13 protein-coding genes are annotated in these 13,707 nt (G+C 65.5%); 8 read left to right on the top strand and 5 right to left on the bottom strand.

The features are described 5' to 3' along the window. Positions 1-2: 2 nt before the first annotated feature. Together ACO2Q5_RS20785 and ACO2Q5_RS20780 are read right to left on the bottom strand one after the other, a co-directional pair. The gene (locus ACO2Q5_RS20785; protein ID WP_423294619.1) at positions 3-1,322 is read right to left on the bottom strand and encodes a TRAP transporter large permease; all 1,320 of its coding nucleotides are present in this window, start codon (positions 1,320-1,322) and stop codon (positions 3-5) included. A gap of 1 nt (position 1,323) precedes the next feature. Continuing rightward, a complete protein-coding gene (locus ACO2Q5_RS20780) occupies positions 1,324-1,836 on the bottom strand; it encodes a TRAP transporter small permease subunit (protein ID WP_423294617.1) in 513 nt (170 codons plus the stop codon). 123 nt (positions 1,837-1,959) lie between these two features. Between ACO2Q5_RS20780 and ACO2Q5_RS20775 the strand changes: the two genes are divergently transcribed. Next, the gene (locus tag ACO2Q5_RS20775) at positions 1,960-3,030 is read left to right on the top strand and encodes a C4-dicarboxylate TRAP transporter substrate-binding protein (protein WP_423294615.1); all 1,071 of its coding nucleotides are present in this window, start codon (positions 1,960-1,962) and stop codon (positions 3,028-3,030) included. 59 nt (positions 3,031-3,089) lie between these two features. Continuing rightward, positions 3,090-3,509, top strand: coding sequence for a hypothetical protein (locus ACO2Q5_RS20770; protein WP_423294613.1), 420 nt, complete (start codon positions 3,090-3,092; stop codon positions 3,507-3,509). Between the two features lie 39 nt (positions 3,510-3,548). Here ACO2Q5_RS20770 and lhgO read toward each other — a convergent pair whose 3' ends face one another. Both lhgO and ACO2Q5_RS20760 read right to left on the bottom strand, forming a co-directional pair. Then, entirely contained in the window at positions 3,549-4,748 is a 1,200-nt protein-coding gene (gene lhgO, locus ACO2Q5_RS20765) for an L-2-hydroxyglutarate oxidase (RefSeq protein WP_423294611.1), read from the bottom strand. 15 nt (positions 4,749-4,763) lie between these two features. Beyond that, positions 4,764-5,681 (bottom strand): polysaccharide deacetylase family protein, encoded by a 918-nt coding sequence (locus tag ACO2Q5_RS20760; protein WP_423294609.1) that lies wholly within the window; start codon positions 5,679-5,681, stop codon positions 4,764-4,766. Positions 5,682-5,812: 131 nt separating this feature from the next. On the opposite strand from ACO2Q5_RS20760, the gene ACO2Q5_RS20755 reads away from it, so the two are divergent. Then, positions 5,813-6,619: a helix-turn-helix domain-containing protein gene (locus ACO2Q5_RS20755; RefSeq protein ID WP_423294607.1), complete on the top strand. Its 807-nt coding sequence runs from the start codon at positions 5,813-5,815 to the stop codon at positions 6,617-6,619. Positions 6,620-6,650: 31 nt separating this feature from the next. Continuing rightward, positions 6,651-7,856: an FAD-dependent monooxygenase gene (locus ACO2Q5_RS20750; RefSeq protein WP_423294605.1), complete on the top strand. Its 1,206-nt coding sequence runs from the start codon at positions 6,651-6,653 to the stop codon at positions 7,854-7,856. A gap of 39 nt (positions 7,857-7,895) precedes the next feature. On the opposite strand, the gene ACO2Q5_RS20745 is transcribed toward ACO2Q5_RS20750, so the two are convergent. After that, entirely contained in the window at positions 7,896-8,453 is a 558-nt protein-coding gene (locus ACO2Q5_RS20745) for a DsbA family protein (protein WP_423294603.1), read from the bottom strand. Positions 8,454-8,538: 85 nt separating this feature from the next. Between ACO2Q5_RS20745 and ACO2Q5_RS20740 the strand changes: the two genes are divergently transcribed. The 4 genes from ACO2Q5_RS20740 to ACO2Q5_RS20725 all read left to right on the top strand — a co-directional run bounded on the left by ACO2Q5_RS20740 (position 8,539) and on the right by ACO2Q5_RS20725 (position 13,079). Beyond that, positions 8,539-9,201 carry a TetR/AcrR family transcriptional regulator gene (locus ACO2Q5_RS20740; protein WP_423294601.1) on the top strand — a complete coding sequence of 221 codons (663 nt, stop codon included), beginning with the start codon at positions 8,539-8,541 and terminating at the stop codon, positions 9,199-9,201. Between the two features lie 108 nt (positions 9,202-9,309). Then, complete coding sequence (locus ACO2Q5_RS20735) at positions 9,310-10,389, top strand: amidohydrolase family protein (RefSeq protein ID WP_423294599.1); 1,080 nt, start codon at positions 9,310-9,312, stop codon at positions 10,387-10,389. A gap of 38 nt (positions 10,390-10,427) precedes the next feature. After that, on the top strand, positions 10,428-11,963 hold the full coding sequence (locus ACO2Q5_RS20730) for an aldehyde dehydrogenase family protein (RefSeq protein ID WP_423294597.1): 1,536 nt from the start codon (positions 10,428-10,430) through the stop codon (positions 11,961-11,963). A gap of 15 nt (positions 11,964-11,978) precedes the next feature. Beyond that, entirely contained in the window at positions 11,979-13,079 is a 1,101-nt protein-coding gene (locus ACO2Q5_RS20725; protein ID WP_423294595.1) for an alkene reductase, read from the top strand. The last annotated feature ends 628 nt before the right edge of the window (positions 13,080-13,707 follow it).

Genomic DNA, 13,707 nt, shown 5'->3' with positions numbered 1-13,707 from the left:
GCTTACATGTTGTTGGGCAGATAGGTGACCAGACCCGGCATCAGGATCAGCAGCACCCCCGCAAGGCAGATCAGCAGCCAATAGGGCACGGCGCCACGGAACACCTCGGACAGGGGCACGTTCTCGGGCACCGATCCCTTGACCACGAAGACAAGGATGCCGAAGGGCGGTGTCAGCAAACCGGCCTCGATGATCAGGATGCCGTAGATCGCAAAGACCAGCGGGTCATAGCCGAAGCTTTGCGCGATCGGGGCGAAGATCGGCACGGTCAGCAGGATGATCGAGGAGGAATCCAGAAGCGTCCCCATCGCCAGCCAGACGATCGTCATGGCAATCAGCAGGCTGACCGGCCCGAAACCCGCGTTGACGATCCAATCGGTCAGCAGATCCAGCGATCCGCTGGTGACCAGAAAGCGCGAGTAAAGCCCGGCCATCAGAAGCAGGAACATGATCGGCGCCGTGGTGACCCCGGCCGAGATGATGCCATCCAGAATCCCGCGCCAGGTGACGCCTTTCAACAGCGCAATCAGCAGCGCGCCCAAGGCGCCGACGCCCGCCGCCTCGGTCGGGGTGAAAAGCCCGCCCCAGATGCCGCCGATCACCAGAAACACCAACGCAAGGATCAGACCGCCGGACAGCAGGACCGGCCAGCCCAGAGGTTCGGCGGCGATGCTCGGCTCGCCCTCGCCCACATGATAGGGGGCTTTTTCGGGGTGCCTGATCGCGGTGATCACCAGATAAAGGATGAACAGGCCCGCCACCAGAAAGCCGGGCAGGATGCCCGCCATGAACAGCTTGCCGATGGAGATTTCGGTCAGTACGCCCCAGAAGATCAGCAGGATCGAGGGAGGGATCAGCATGCCCAGCATGGCGCTGCCCGCGATGACGCCCAAAGACATCGGCCGGTCATAGTTGTAGCGCCGCATCTGCGGATAAGCGATGCGCGAGAAGGTGGCCGCGGCCGCCACGCTGACACCCGAGATGGCGGCAAAGATCGTGTTGCCGATCACCGTGGCCACCGCCAGCCGCGCGGGAATCCGCCGCAGGCCGCGGTTGGTCATGGTGTAAAGATCCCGCGCCGCGCCCGAGGCGGCGATGAAGTTCCCCATGATGATGAACAGCGGGATGGTGCCGAAGGTATATTCGCGCAGCATGCTGAAAGCGACACTGCCTGCAGTGCCACGGGCAATGTCCCAGCTGTCGAACAGCAGCCACAGACCGGCCAGCGACACGGCGCCCAGAGACACGCCGATCGGCACGCCGACGAGGATCATGGCGATCAGCGCGCCAAGGCTGACAAGGGTCAGAAGGGTCGGGTCCATCTCAGACCTCCTGTTCGTGGGGTTTGGCGAAATCGGACAGCCGCGCCCCGCCCAGAAGGCGGATCATCAACTGGATGTAGCACAGGGCGCTGAGCACGCTCATCGCGAAGATGATGGCGCGGGTGGGATAGACCGGCACGCGCAGCGCGCCCTCGCCCTCGAATTCACCGATGCGGAAGCTGGTAATCATGTCCGACCATCCGCCCCAGGCGATGGCCACGAAAATGCCAAGGCCCATCAGGCAGGACAGCAGGTCGATCACGCGGCGCCCGTTGTCCGACACCGCGTCATAGATCACGGTCGAGCGCAGGAAGCTTCCACGCACGACGGTCAGCGGAAATTGCAGGAATACGATGGCGACGATGGAATTCGCCACCAGTTCCACCGTCCCCTGAAACGAGAAGCCGACCATCCTCCCCAGAACGTCGGCCAGAATCACGAAGGCCAGCACAAAGGCCCAGAGTGCGGCCATCGTATTCAGAAGGGATACGGCACCCTCTGTCTTGCTTGTCATTTTTCCTCCCTTCCGGGTCGCGGTGCCGCCGCGAAACCGGCTTGACAAAGATGAATTCCGGACCTTACTTATCATCCAATAAATAAACCGACAACAGAATTCCATTTGCATCGGGAGGAGACGATGGAAGTTTTCAAGATGATCCCGCTGAGCGGGCTTATGGCGCTGATCGCGCTGACCGGACCCGCCGTGGCGGATTCCTTCACGCTGCGCATCGGCTCGGGCCACGCGCAGGGGCCGGTGACCTATGTGAACACCTCGCACGAGTTTCTGGTGCCCGAGATCGAGAAGCGGGTGGCCGAACGGACCGACCACACGGTGCGGTTCATCGAGGCCTATGGCGGTTCCCTGGCCAAGCTGGACGAGACGCTGGAAGCGGTGGAAAAGGGCATCCTCGACATGGGGCATGTCTGCTTCTGCTTTGAGCCGTCGAAGGCGCTGGCGCAGAACCTGAACTATTTCATCCCGTTCTCGCCGCCCTCGGCCGTTCTGCAGACGCAGATCACCCGCAAGGTCTATGACCAGAACCCGGCTTTGTCCGACCATTTCTCGGAGAACTACAACCAGACGCTGCTGGCCCTGTCGGGCTATGACAATTACAACGTCGGGACCAAGTTCGAATGGGAAAAGTTCGCCGATCTGTCCGGCCACAAGCTGGGCGGCGCGGGGCCGAATCTGGTCTGGCTGGAAGGGTCGGGCACCACGGTCGTGCAGACCGGCATCCCGGATTACTACACCAACATCCAGACCGGCGTGATCGAAGGGAACATGCTGTTCCCCTCCAGCTATTACGGGCTGAAGCTGTATGAGGTGGCCCCGAACTACAAGATCATCGACATGGGCGCGATGATGGTGAACGGGCTGATGATCAACAACAATACGCTGGCCAAGCTGCCGCCCGAGGTGGTGGAGATCATCCGCGAGGTTTCGGCCGAATACGAGATGGTCACGGCAGAGGCGCTGGACCGCGATCAGGCCGCCGGGATCGAGAAGCTGAAGGAGGCGGGTGCCGTGATCACCGTCCTGTCCCCGGAAGAGCGGCAGGCGTGGGCCGAGCGGCTGATCGGGCTGCCGGCGGCGAAGGCGAAGGAATTCACCGAGGCAGGCTATGACGGCGCGGCGATCTTCCGCAGCTACCTGAATGCCGCGAAAGAGGCCGGATACAGCTTCCCGGTCGACTACGTCATCGAATGACCCTCCGGGCCGCGCCTTCCCGGGTGCGGCCCTTCTGTCCCTGAACACCAGAGGTTCCCATGTTGAACGGCACCCCCGATCCCTCAGACTATGATTGGCCCGAGCCACTGAAACAGGAGTTCCGGGCCGCCGGCCGGAACGGCTGTGTCGGCAGCACGCTTGTGTCGGAAAGCGAGCGGGTCCGTGTCTGGTCCCTGCGGCTGGCGCCCGGGCAAAGGATCGGCTTTCACAAGCATGTGCTGGATTACTTCTGGACGGCGCTGACCCCCGGGCGGGCGATCTCTCACATGGATGACGGCCGCACGGTCGAAGCAGCCTATGAAGCCGGTTCGACCATGCATCACCATTACGGACCCGGCGAGTTCAAGATCCACGATCTGCAGAATGTGGGCGAGACCGAGCTGATCTTCACCACGGTCGAGTTTCTGGACAGTCACAACCCGCCGCTGGACATTCCGGCCGGGGTGCGCCGCGCCTGACCCTGCGCCCGACGGCACAACCCGCCGCCGGGCCGCGCCTCAAAGGCCGAAGCCTTCCACCGCCTGCGCCACCACATGCGCGGCAATCGGCATGGCCGAGGTGGCCGCGGGTGACGGCGCGTTGCAGACATGGATCGTCCGCGCCGTCCGCCGGATCAGAAAATCATGCGCCAGCGTCCCATCCCGCATCACCGCCTGCGCCCGGATTCCGGGGCGATGCGGGGTCAGGTCCGCCAGTTCCAGCCCCGGGCAATAGCGCTGGCAGGCCTTCAGATAGCTGCGGCGGAACAACGACATCCGCGCCTCATGCAGGCCGGGGCGAAGGTTCGCCGCCATGGTCCGCCAGAACCCGGCAAACCCCAGCATATCGGCCATATCGCGGGCATTGAACGCGGCCTTGCGATAGCCCTCACGCGCCAGCGACAGCACCGCATTCGGCCCGACGGTGACATAGCCGCCGATCATCGGCGTCAGGTGAACCCCCAGAAACGGCAGGGCCGGATCGGGGACGGGATAGATCATATGATGCACCACCCGGTCATGCCGCGCGGCCAGACGGAAGTATTCTCCCTTGAAGGGCACGATGCGGAAATCACCGGCCAGCCCGCACATCGCGGCCAGCCGGTCCGCCTCCAGCCCGGCGCAGACCACCAGATGGCGCGCGACCACCGATCCGCCGCCCTGCAGATGCAGGGTCACGCGGGCGGGCGTCTCCTCGATCGCCGCGACCCGCGCGCCAAAGCGGATTTCGCCACCGCGACCTGTGAACAGCTGCGCCATCGTCCGGCAGACCGCGGCATAATCCACGATCCCGGTGGCGGGGCTGAAAAGCGCGCCCAGACCGGCGATGTTCGGCTCCCGCTCGGCCAGCGCGGCACGGTCCAGCCGCTCCAGCGGCAGGCCGTTCAGGGCCGCGCGGTCGTGCAGCGCCGCCATCCGCTCCATCTCCACCGCCGAGGTGGCCACGATCAGCTTGCCGCGCTGGTCGAACGGCAGGCCGTGTTCGCGGCAGAAGGCCACCGTCATCTCCAACCCGCGGCGGCAGAATTCGGCCTTCAGGCTGCCCGGCGCATAATAGATGCCGGCATGGATCACGCCCGAATTGCGCCCCGTCTGGTGGCGGGCCACGGCGTCCTCTTTCTCCAGCAGGGTGACGGCCAGCCCGGGCCGTTCGTCCTGAAGCTTCAGCGCGGTGGCCAGCCCGACAATGCCGCCGCCTATCACTGCAATATCTGTCACGCGCGTACTTCCTTGTCAGTCAATGGGAGTGATCAGCTGCTGTCCCTGCGCCCGTTCCCAGACCGCCCAGTCATCGTGGGGGTTCGGATCGCGGACCACATCCGGGGCCGAAAGAGCAAAGCGGGCAATCTCATCCTTGCGCAGGCAGACCACGCCCGGATGCGACAGCGCATAGGTCAGGAACCGGTCGAGCGAGCGGACACGGAACGGGCGGCCCTGCACCCGGTCATGGGTCGAGATCGACATCATCCGGCGGCGCAGCGCGGCCTCTTCATACAGCAGGTCGAATTCGTCTTTCAGCTGCTGTTCATAGGCCGTGGTGTCAAAACGGTAGCCTTCGAACTGCACGATGTCATTCAGCGTCAGCGAATAGGGCACCACCGCGAAATCGCGGCCGCGGACGGGGATGAGAAAAGGTTCGTCCCGGCTCACATCGTCGATGTGATAGGTGAATCCCAGATCCTGAAGGATTTTCAGCGTGTTGATCGTGCCCCGCATCGCCGCGCCGTTATAGCCTACCGGCGTCTGCCCGGTGGCCTTCAGGATCGAGGCGACATTGTCGGCGATAAAGGCCCGCTCTTCCTTCGCCTGAAGACCCACCTGCAGCACCCAGTCCCGGCCATGAGCGGCGGCTTCGTGGCCGCGCTCCACAATTTCGCGCGCGACCTGGGGGGAGCGGTCCACCGCGCTGCCCACCATATGCGAGGTGACGCGGATCTTATGCTTGTCCCACAGGTCCATCATCCGCTGCAGCCCCTCAACATAGCCGTAACGATACCAGCTTTGCGTCGGAAAGTCGGGGTAGGCGGGGTCCATCTCGATAAAGCCCGAGAAGGGACCACCCGCACCATAGGGCGCCTGCCCGCCTGCCTCGAACTGCATCGAGATCGAGATCACAAGCCGGATGTCCTCCGGCCAGAAGGTCTTGGTCATCGCGGGTCCGCTCCTTTTGCTCCGGTCCGGGGCGCAGCCTGCCATGCCCGCACGCTGGCCGCTTTTCGCAAGCGGTCAATGTTTTCATCCGGGCGGCCAACCCCTGCCGCTTGCGGTTCAAGGACACCGACATGACCTTTCCGATCCGTCCGCCCTGCGCCGGGACCGGCAGCTTTGCCGCGGCGCTGTCGTTGCAGCACCTGTCGCGCGCCTTTCGGCCTTTGCCGCAGGACCACCTGCTGCTGTGCCGCTCGGGCGCGCTGGAACTGGCCGGGGACAGCGGCAGCTGGAGCATTCCGCCGGGTCATATGGTGCTGATCCCGCAGGGGCGGGCCTTCCATCTGCGCCTGCTGGCGCCGGGCGATCTGCTGCATGTCTGCTTTGCCAAGGGTGAGGTGGAGTGGCCGTATGACGGGTGCTGGGTCCGCCGGTCGGAGGGGCTGATGGGCGGCCTCTTGGCCTATGGGCTGAAATGGGGACCGGGCCGGAGCGAAGACCCGCGCGCCGCCGCGTTCTTCACCACCTTGGGCGAGATGGTGCCCGGCTGGTTCCGCACGCCCCGGGTGATGTGGTCGCCCCGTGCCCGCCATCCGGGACTGCGCCGTCTGCTGGCGCGGGTCGAGGCGGCGGGCACCGATCTGACACTGGCCGAGGCCTCCGCCCTGGCCGGAATGTCAGAACGCAGCCTGCGCCGCCGCATGCAGTCGGAACTGGGCCAAAGCTGGCGCGATTTTCAGCGCGAGGCGCGGATCCGGCGGGCGATGCACCTCTTGCGCCGGGGCGGACGGCCGATCACGGATATCGCGCTGGAACTGGGCTTTGCCAGCAGCTCGTCCTTTTCCACCTCTTTCGCGGCCTATGTCGGGGAAAGCCCGCGCGCCTTTGCCCGTGGGGCAGGGGCCGCGCCATCTCTTGACTCGACATTAATTATCGAATGATAAATTATAGGAGAGCACAGAGGAGGATGCCATGGCGCAGCGCGCATTGATTGTCGGCGGGTCGATCGGGGGGCTGGCTGCAGCCGCCCTTCTGGACCGCGCCGGATGGGAGGTGGAGGTCTTCGAACGGGTGGAGGTAGAGCTTTCGGGCCGCGGCGCCGGGATCGTGACGCATCCGCCGCTGATGGCGGCGCTGACGGCGGCCGGGGCGGACACCGGCGATCTGGGCGTGATCAGCGAATATCGCGTGGGATTTGACGGGCAGGGGACCGAAATTGCCCGCTTCGCCTTTCCGCAGCTGGTGACCTCATGGGATTGTCTGCAATCCCGCCTGCGCGCCCGGGTTCCGGCGTCGCGCTATCATCTGGGCCATGTGCTGCAGTCCTTTTCAACCGAAGACGGCCGGGTGCAGGCCCGTTTTGCCAATGGCCATACGGCCGAAGGCGATGTGCTGATCGGGGCCGATGGCTTCCGTTCGACCGTCCGCCAGCACCTGTTCCCCGAGGTGCAGCCCGCCTATGCCGGCTATGTGGTCTGGCGCGGGCTGGTGCATGAGGCCGACCTGCCCGCCGCCGTGCGTGATCAGGTCTTCGACCATTTCGGCTTTCACCTGCCCGAGGGCGACGGCGAGGTCATCGGCTATCCGATTGCCGGGCCGGAGAATGATCTGCGGCCCGGGCACCGCCGCTATAACTTCGTCTGGTATCGGGTGGCGGATCCCGCCCGCCTGCGCGACATGCTGACGGATGAGGCGGGGGTGACGCATGACCTTTCGATCCCGCCGCCGCTGATCCGCCACGAGGTTCTGGAGGGGCTGAAGGCCGATGGCCGCCGCACGCTGCCGGCCAGCCTGAGTGTCATGCTGGACCGGGCGCATGCGCTGTTCTTCACGCCGATCTATGATCTGGCCAGCCCCTCGATGATCGGCCCCTGCGTCGCACTGGCGGGGGATTCTGCGTATCTCGCCCGCCCCCATATCGGCGCCGGGGTGACCAAGGCCTGCGAGGATGCCGTGGCGCTGGCGCGATGCCTGCCCGGCGGCGTGCCGGTGGCCGAGGGGCTGCGCGCCTATGAAGGCGCCCGGCTGGCCGCGAACCGCAAGGCCTGGGCCCGCAGCCGCTACATGGGGGAATATCTGATGCCGCAATACCACGATGCGGCCGGAAAGGCCGACTGGGCCGCGCATCACAACCTGCAGACCATCATGCGCGACACGGCGGTGCTGAACTTCGCCTGATGCGGCAGACGGGGCAGGCCGGGCCGGGCGCCCGGCCGCCTAGACCAGATCCAGCGCGGACAGCCAGCGCCCGATGTCATCGCCGCTGCCCAGATCGGCCTGCACCAGCCCGTTGACCATGAACGTGGGCGAAACGTGAATGCCGTTCTGCCGGGCATAACGGGTATGGCCCTTGATCGCCTTCTGCAGCCCGCGCGCATCGAAGGCCGCGGAAAGCGACAGGCCGGAAATCTCTTCCAGCGCCTGAAGGATCTGCCGCGGCGTGCGGTCCATGTTCGGGCCACGGGCGTGGTCCTCGAATTCGAACTCGGGTTGCCGGGCAAAGACCGCCGCCATCAGACGCCGGGCATCCTCTTTGCCGCCCGGCCCCGCCGCGGCCGCCAGAATGGCCCGGGTGATCACGCCGGAATACATGTGCCACGGCTGCGCATGCAGCCACAGCCGCAGCGTCAGCCGGTCTTCGCCCGCGGCCTGCATCAGCGCCGGAAGCTTGCCGAAGGCGCGGCCCGAGAACGGACAGGTCGGTTCCAGAAAGATCTCGAACAATGCGGGGCCGTGTCCCCAGACCAGGGCTTCAGGCTCTTTCATCGGTGTCATCTGCGCGCGCTCCCCGGGGGCTGTTTTCAATTTATTGATTGATAATCATTTAGGATGTCAATATTTTCCGGTCATGGAGAATGTGATGCCAGATGTTTCACCCCCCGCCGCGCCACGCCGCCGCTACTCTCCGGCCGAACGGCGCCAGATGATTTTGGACGGGGCAATCCAGTTCTTTGCCGAACACGGGCTGGACGGGTCCACCCACCAGCTGGCCAAATATCTGAATGTCACGCAACCGCTGATCTACCAATACTTTCCCAACAAGGAAGAGCTGATCGACGCGGTTTATGAAGAACTGTTCCGCGGCCGCTGGCGCGAGGAATTCGACCATATCCTCAGCGACCGGAGCCGCCCGCTGCGCGACCGGCTGCTGGATTTCTATGACCATTATGCCCAGATCATGCATTCCTCGGAATGGATGCGGGTCTATCTGTATTCGGGCCTGCGCAATCTAGAGCTGAACCAGCGCTATAATCCCTTGGTCGAGAAGGGGGTGATCGCCCGCTTCTGCGAGGAGTTGCGCCACAGCCTGAACCTGCCCGGCTTCGACGCCCTGCCGCTGACCCCGCAGGAGCGGGAGGCGACATGGGTCCTGCATGGCGGGCTGTTCTACTACGGGGTCCGCCGCTTCATCTACCAGGTCGAGGCCAGCGAGGACACGAGCCTGACGGTGGATGCCGCCGTGACGATGTATCTGGCCGGGATGCCAGAGGTTTACCGGCGCATGGGCCTGTCCCCCGGATGAGAGTGCTGAAAGCATATTGACTTCACTGCACAGTGCAGTGCATATCTTCCTCCGAAGGATGCGAGTCGCGCCGTCATGGTGATCCGGCGCCCGCAGAGGGAGGACAGCATGTCACACACCGCCACACTGGCCCCGGGTGCCAACCGTTACGACGCCACCGCCGCACGCCCCACGGGCCTGCCGCGGGCGCCACTGCCTGCGGGGGCGCTGACCGTGGACATGCACAGCCATGTGGACGTGCCCGAGGCGCAGGCCATGGTCGCCGGGGCGTTCGATCCGATGACCATGCCGCTGGTGCGGTTCTCGACCCCCGAAACCCGCACGCTGAACCAGAAGCAGAACGCCGAACGCCGCGATCTGATGGTGAATGTCGAACAGCGTCTGGCCGAGATGGCGCGCTATGGCATCGACCATCAGGTGATCATGCCCACGCCGTTCCAGTGCTTCTACAGCCTGCCCGATGCGGGCATGGCGGCCGAGGCGACGCGGGCAGTGAACGAAGGGGTGGGCCGGTTCCGCGATGCGGCGCCGGGGCGGTTCAGCGCGCTCGGCTCGGTCCCGCTGGCCGATCCGGCGGCGGCGGTGACGGAACTGCAATGGCTGATGAAGAACGGCTTCCGCGGCGCGCAGATCCTGACCAGCGTGAACGGGCTGGAACTGTCGGACCCGCAGTTCGAACCGTTCTGGGCCGCGGCCGAGGCGCTTGGCGCGGTGATCCTGCTGCATCCCAACGGCTTTTCCGACGGGACGCGGCTGTCGCGGTTCTACTTCAACAACACCATCGGTAACCCGTTCGACACCACGGTCGCGCTGCATTACCTGATCTTTGACGGCGTGCTGGAACGCTATCCGGCGCTGAAGCTGGTGGCGGTACATGGCGGCGGCTATGTTGCGGCCTACAGCGGGCGGATGGATCACGCCTGGGGTGCGCGGTCGGACTGCCAGACGACGCCGCTGCCCCCCACCGAATATCTGAAGCGTATCTATTTCGACAGCGTGGTCTTCACCGTGCCGCAGCTTCAGGCGCTGGTGGCGCTGGTGGGCGCCGATCATGTGATGATGGGCACCGATTACCCCTATGACATGGCCGAATACGACCCCGTCGGCCATGTGCTGGAATCCGGCTTTGACGATGCCACGCAGCGCGCCCTTCTGGGCGGCTCGGCGCAGGCGCTTTTCGGTCTCTGACCGTTCCCCATCCCCTTCAGACAGACGGGAGGAACCCCATGTCCGCCTTTTCCAATCTCGTGGCCGACCGCGCCGCGCCCCGCAGCTTTGGCCTGTTCATCGACGGCGCGCTGCAACCCGCGACGGGGCGCCGGATGATGCCGGTCATCGCCCCCGCCACCGGCGAGGTGATCGCCGAAGTGGTCGAGGCAGAGGCCGCCGATGTCGATGCCGCCAGTCGCGCCGCCCGCCGTGCCTTCGAAAGCGACGAATGGGGCGGCATGGCGCTTCGCGCCCGCTGCCGTCTGGTCAACCGCCTGGCCGATGTGATGGAGGCGCATCTGGAGGAACTTTTCGCGCTGGAGACGCTGAACAACGGCCGCCCGATCCGCGAAACCCGCGCCCAGATCGCCCGGGTGCCGGACCTGTTCCGCTACAACGCCAGCCTTGCCATGGCGCGGCGGGATGCGGTCATCCCGGTCGAGGGCGACTATCACGCCTTCACCAACCTTCTGCCGGTGGGCGTGGTGGCCAATGTCACCCCCTTCAACCATCCGCTGCTGATCGCCTGCCGCAATATCGCGCCTACGCTGGCTTCGGGCTGCACGACGGTGGTGAAGCCGTCGGAACTGACACCGCTGACCACGCTGCGGCTGGCGGAGCTTTTTGCCGAGGCCGGGCTGCCCGCGGGTGTGCTGAATGTGGTGACCGGATATGGCGCCGTGGCCGGAAAGGCGCTGTCGGAACATCCGGGCATCAACAAGCTGGTGCTGACCGGCGGCACCGAATCCGGCCGCGCTGCCGGTTCGGCCGCCGCACGCAACTTTGCCAGCCAGACACTGGAACTGGGCGGCAAGACCCCGGTGGCCGTCTTTGCCGATTGCGACGTGGACCGCGCGGTCAGCTATGCCGCCTTCGGCGCCTTTGTCGGTGCCGGGCAGACCTGCGTCTGCGCCGCGCGCCATCTGGTGCAGCGCCCGGTCTATGACGAATTCGTCACCAAACTGGCCGCAAGGGCCGAAGCGATCCGCGTCGGCGACCCCTTCGAGATGTCTACCCAGATGGGCCCCGTCATCTCGGCACGTCAGCGCGAACGGGTGCTGGGCTTTGTTGAGACCGGGCTGGCCGAAGGCGCGCGTCTGGCCGCCGGGGGCCGTATCCCCGAAGAGCTGGGCAATTCCGGCGGTTTCTTCGTGCGGCCCACAGTCTTTGCCGATGTGACGCCCGAGATGACCATCGCCCGCGAAGAGGTGTTCGGCCCCTTCACCGTGGTCATCCCCTTCGACACCGAGGAAGACGCGCTGCGCATCGCCAATGACTCGCCCTACGGGTTGGCGGCGGCGGTCCATACCGGCGATGTGGCCCGCGCCCACCGCTTTGCCCGCAATGTGCAGGCCGGGATCGTCTGGATCAACGACCACCACCGCGTCGATGCCGCCTCGCCCTGGGGCGGGGTGAAGCTGTCGGGCATCGGGCGGGAATTCGGGGAGGAGGCGTTCAACGCCTATTTCACCGCGAAGGCCGTAATGGTGAACACCTCGGGTGCGCCCTTTGACTGGTATGATCCCGCGGCGCTTGACGCGCGGCTGAACTGAAAGGGAGAGGCCGCCATGACCGCACCGCTGTTCGAACCCTTCCGCCACGGGCCGCTGGACCTGCCGAACCGGCTGGTCGTGGCGCCGCTGACCCGGGTCAGCGCCACGCCCGACGGCTGCGCCACGCCCGAGATGGCCGCCTATTACCGCCGCTATGCGGAAGGCGGATGGGGCCTGATCGTGACCGAGGCGACCTATGTCGATGACCACGCGTCACAAGGCTATTTCCGTCAACCCGGCATCGTGACCGCCGCGCAGGTCGCGGCGTGGCGGCAGGCGACGGATGCGGTCCATGCGGCGGGCGGGCGGATCATCCTGCAGCTGTCGCATGCGGGCGCGTTGGGGCAGGGCAATCCGCGTGGGCGGCAGACGGTGGCACCCTCGGCCATCCGCCCGGCGGGAGAGATCGCGCGGCGCTATCGCGGCAAGGGCCCCTATGCCGTTCCCGCCGCGCTGGACGAGGCCGGGATCGCCGCCATCATCGCGGCCTTCGGGCAGGCCGCGCGCAATGCGATGGAGGCGGGGTTTGATGGTGTCGAGATTCACGGCGCCAACGGCTATCTGATCCACCAGTTCCTGACACCCGACAGCAACCAGCGCAGCGATGGCTGGGGCGGATCGCTGGAGAACCGGCTGCGCTTTCCCTTGGCCGTGCTGCAGGCCGCGCGCGACGCGGTGCCCGAAGGCCGCATTCTGGGGCTGCGACTGTCGCAATCGCGGGCGAATGACGCGGGCGCACAGTGGCAGGATGGCGCGGCAGAGGCAGAGGGCATCTTCACCGCCATGGGCCGGGTGCCGGGGTTGTATCTGCACATCAGTTCCCACACGGGCTGCGCCCCGGTGTTTGACAGCGGGCTTAGTCTTGCCGGGCTGGCGCGCCGTCATTCTGGCCATCCGGTGATTGCAAATGGCCGGCTGGAAAGCGGCGATCTGGCACAAAAACTGCTGGCAGACGGGGAGGCCGACCTGATCTCGCTGGGCAAAGCCGCGATTGCAGATCCGGATTGGCCGACAAAAGTGCAGCGCGGCGAAATCCCGGTGCCGTTTGACCCCGACATGATCTCGCCGGTGGCCGATCTGACCAGCCGCATGGCGTGGGACTGGTCGCTGGGATAGGCGCCGACAGGAATCCGCAAATAGCGACAATCGGGCGCGATTTGCTCAGGAGAGCCGGCAGAGGGGGATGATGGCCGCCGCCACCCGTTCCCGGAAACACAATCTGCCAGCCCGCCTGTGCCACGGCCGTGAGCACGGGACCCGCGGTCTGGCCTCCTTTCGGCTGGCAGGATGGGAAAGGCAGGCGGGCAGGCCGGGAAACCGATCCGACAGAGGCGGAGGATTGATATAAACGACCGGCACATGATCGGCGTGACACGTCCGCCTGATCTGCCGGGCGCTGTCTGCGGGCACGGCTGGCGGTGCGACTGGGCACATCAGCCCATCACCGGATTGAATCGTTCCGGCGCCAAGGATTCACAAACATCATTGGACCTGTCGCCGCAACCTTGGGATTCTCCGTTCCGGAGGCCCCATGCTTATTGCCCATCTGCAACGCATCAATGCGGACGCCAATATGGCGCGGTTCTACCACATCATCCTTGCAGAGAACCTGTTCGGGGCGTTGTTGCGTTAATCGGATGGAGGCCAAGGTGACCCTTTCCCGCTCTGCGTTCAGCGAACGGCTGTGATCTCGGCGGTGCCGAGGGCGTTGTATCTGTTCATGATGGCGATGCGGATCTGGATC

The sequence above is a fragment of the Neotabrizicola sp. VNH66 genome, from assembly GCF_049445895.1.
In the GTDB taxonomy this organism is placed as follows: Bacteria; Pseudomonadota; Alphaproteobacteria; order Rhodobacterales; family Rhodobacteraceae; genus Pseudogemmobacter.
Note: the sequence above shows the minus strand (reverse complement) of the source record. Positions and strands in the feature narration are given on the sequence as shown.